The 3017-nt window shown below is 61.9% G+C and carries 4 protein-coding genes and 1 other RNA gene; 2 read left to right on the top strand and 3 right to left on the bottom strand.

Annotated elements, in window-relative coordinates; translation table 11 throughout:
• From EN984_RS28605 to ssrS, 3 genes are all read right to left on the bottom strand, one after another.
• A partial coding sequence (locus tag EN984_RS28605) for a YmdB family metallophosphoesterase (protein WP_164765710.1) occupies window positions 1–634 on the bottom strand: 634 nt, incomplete at its 3' end.
• A 69-nt stretch (window positions 635–703) separates the two neighbouring features.
• Window positions 704–1291: a 5-formyltetrahydrofolate cyclo-ligase gene (locus EN984_RS28600; protein ID WP_127270386.1), complete on the bottom strand. Its 588-nt coding sequence runs from the start codon at window positions 1289–1291 to the stop codon at window positions 704–706.
• Between the two features lie 95 nt (window positions 1292–1386).
• A non-coding RNA gene (ssrS, locus tag EN984_RS28595) (6S RNA) lies at window positions 1387–1542 on the bottom strand.
• Window positions 1543–1689: 147 nt separating this feature from the next.
• Between ssrS and EN984_RS28590 the strand changes: the two genes are divergently transcribed.
• Window positions 1690–2529: a MoxR family ATPase gene (locus tag EN984_RS28590; protein WP_023811813.1), complete on the top strand. Its 840-nt coding sequence runs from the start codon at window positions 1690–1692 to the stop codon at window positions 2527–2529.
• A gap of 86 nt (window positions 2530–2615) precedes the next feature.
• On the top strand, window positions 2616–3017 hold a 402-nt coding region (locus EN984_RS28585), incomplete at its 3' end, for a GNAT family N-acetyltransferase (RefSeq protein ID WP_164765709.1).

Below are 3017 nucleotides of genomic sequence, written 5' to 3'. Positions count from 1 at the left end.
TGCCGAGCGAGGAATCATAGTCGCCGCACATGCCGGCGTCGGACATATAGCCGGTACCGCCGTTGAGGATCTGGTGATCGCCCGTCGGCTGGTGGGTGTGGGTGCCGATGACGAGGCTGGCGCGGCCGTCGACGAAATGCGCGAAGCACATCTTTTCCGAGGTCGCCTCGGCGTGGAAGTCGATAATCACGGCATCCGCCTGCTCGCCGAGCGGACAGGCGGCAAGCTCGCGTTCGCCGGCCTGGAACGGATCGTCGAGCTCGGGATGCATGAACACCCGGCCCATGATGTTGGCGACCAGCACGCGCGCGCCGCTCCTGGCGATATAGACACCGGAGCCGCGCCCGGGCGTGCCCTTGGGAAAGTTGGAGGGACGCAGGAAGCGCTCTTCGCGCGGCGCGAAGGCCAGCGCATCACGCTGGTCCCAGACATGGTTGCCGGTGGTGACGACATCGGCACCGGCCGCGATCGTCTCGCGAAAGATGTCTTCGGTGATGCCGAAGCCGCCGGCGGCGTTCTCGCCGTTGACGATGACGAAATCGAGTTTGAAGTCGGAGATCAGTCCGGGCAGCTGTTCCCACACCGCCGTGCGTCCTGTCTTTCCAACCATGTCACCGAGGAAGAGAAGTCTCATATGATCCCGCACCGAAGGTCAGCGAAAGCTGCATGACGCCAGTGAAGATCATGCGTCCCTTGTACTTATCTACAATTTTGGCGCGAAGCGGCGCAACCCGCTCTCGGTGAGTATTTCCGCAATGACGACGTCATGTTCCTCATCCGGCACCATTGCCACCTCCTGGCAGTCGAAGGCGATGCCGACCAGCCGCGGCGGCTCTCCCTTGTCGATCAGCTTGGCGATGGCGCGGTCGTAATAGCCGGCACCATAGCCGATGCGATGGCCGCGTGCATCGAAAGCGGCAAGCGGCACCAGCATCACAGAGGGGTCGAGCACCTCGGCTTCCTCGTGAGGGCCGACCGTGCCGAAACCCATCTCGACCATCGGCGCGCCGCGCACCAGTTCGCGAAAGACAATGGTGGTCTTGTCGAGAATGGCCGGCAGGCAAAGCCGCGCGCCCTTTTCGCGCAAGGCAAACATCAGCGGCCTGACGTCGACTTCCGAACGCATCGGCCAGAAGCCGGAAACGATCTGGCCCGGCTCGACATGGAGGTGATCGCGCGCCGTCTCCGCCATTTCAAGCGCGACCTCCACTCGCCAGAATTCATCGAGCGCATCGCGGCGTCCGAGGGCCTCACGGCGAAGCTGCTTTTTCAGGTCTTTGAGAGAGGTCATTCAGCCAGGGTAGAAAAGGTCAGATCTGGATGGAGTTTTGGGAGCGACGTTTTCCACCGCAATCATCCACCGAAATGCGGACGCGTGGCAATAAGTGACGATCCACACAACCGGTGGAGAGAGCGATCCCGGGAACCTACAAAGTAGGTGGGCGCCGTATGAGAAAACCCACGGGTCTTCCCAGGGACAGCTCCCTAAGGATCGTTAAGGCCCCGGGGAAAATGTTCTCCTGCCGGGAAGCACAGACCGTCCCGCCCAATATAGGCTGCCGGCCGGCTAAACGCCAGTGAGACGGGCATATGTTTCCATCAGGTTCAAGCCCATTCGTCGCGGCCGGCGCACCCTTGCACAGGGTGAGCCGCGTCCTTACGGTTGCCATGACCAACCGAGGAGCAAGAATGCGTTTCGAAGGCACGGCGGCCTATGTCGCCGACAAGGATCTGATGGTGGCCGTCAACGCGGCGATCGCGCTGGAGCGGCCCTTGCTGGTCAAGGGCGAGCCAGGCACCGGCAAGACGGAGCTGGCCCGCCAGGTGGCGTCAGCACTTGGCCTCGACCTCATCGAATGGCACGTCAAGTCGACGACGCGGGCGCAGCAGGGCCTGTACGAATATGACGCCGTCTCGCGGCTGCGCGACAGCCAGCTTGGCGACGAGCGCTTCAACGACATCAGGAACTACATCAAGCGCGGCAAACTCTGGGAGGCGTTCGCCGCCGGCAGGAAGGTCGTGCTTTTGATCGACGAGATCGACAAGGCCGACATCGAATTCCCCAACGACCTCCTGCAGGAACTCGATCGGATGGAGTTCTTCGTCTACGAGACCGGCGAAACCATCCGCGCCGCCGTCAGGCCGATCGTCATCATCACCTCCAACAACGAGAAGGAGTTGCCGGACGCGTTCCTGCGCCGCTGCTTCTTCCACTACATCCGCTTTCCCGACGTCGATACGCTGCACAGAATCGTCGATGTCCACTATCCCGGCATCAAGCAGAACCTGGTGCGAGCGGCGCTGACCCAGTTCTACGAAATCCGCGACGTGCCCGGCTTGAAGAAGAAGCCGTCGACCTCCGAGGCGCTCGACTGGATAAGGCTGCTGGTCGCCGACGATATCGCGCCGGAAGATCTGCGCGCCGATCCGAAGAACGCCCTGCCCAAGCTGCATGGCGCATTGCTGAAGAACGAGCAGGACGTGCATTTGTTCGAGCGGCTGGCGTTCATGGCACGAAGGCAGCAATAGGTCAGCAGCAGCGCTTTCCCTTCTGTGGACCGTTGCCCGCAGCCGAACAGGCAGGCAGCCTCGGCCAAACCTTCAGAGGAGATGACATGTCTGAGATTATCGTCCGCCCGCTCGCGCAGTCCGACCACGCCGATTGGCGGCGGCTGTGGACCGACTACCTCACCTTCTATGAGACGAAGCTGCCGGAAGAGGTCTATGCCGTCACCTGGAAGCGGCTTTTCACCGAAGGTGAGTTCGAGCCGAAAGGCTTCATCGCCACGCTGGACGGCAAGGCGGTTGGGCTCACCCACTATCTCTACCACCGCTCAGGCTGGTCGGAAAAAAACAACTGCTATCTGCAGGACCTGTTCGCCGACCCTGACGTGCGCGGCAAGGGCATCGGCGCTGCGCTGATCGAGGCGGTGAGACAGGAAGCCGAAAAAGTCGGCGTCAAGAACGTCTACTGGATGACGCACGAGACCAACACCACCGCGCGCAAACTCTACGAC

Source organism: Mesorhizobium sp. M7A.F.Ca.CA.004.12.1.1 (genome assembly GCF_003997835.1).
Classification (GTDB): Bacteria; Pseudomonadota; Alphaproteobacteria; order Rhizobiales; family Rhizobiaceae; genus Mesorhizobium.
The sequence above is the reverse complement of the archived record's forward strand: the minus strand, read 5'-3'. Positions and strand labels throughout refer to the sequence as shown.

Bases quoted from the DNA above. Each gene is read 5' to 3' on its own strand.
- EN984_RS28600 (WP_127270386.1), bottom strand. From the start codon at position 1,291: ATGACCTCTCTCAAAGACCTGAAAAAGCAGCTTCGCCGTGAGGCCCTC.
- EN984_RS28590 (WP_023811813.1), top strand. From the start codon at position 1,690: ATGCGTTTCGAAGGCACGGCGGCCTATGTCGCCGACAAGGATCTGATG.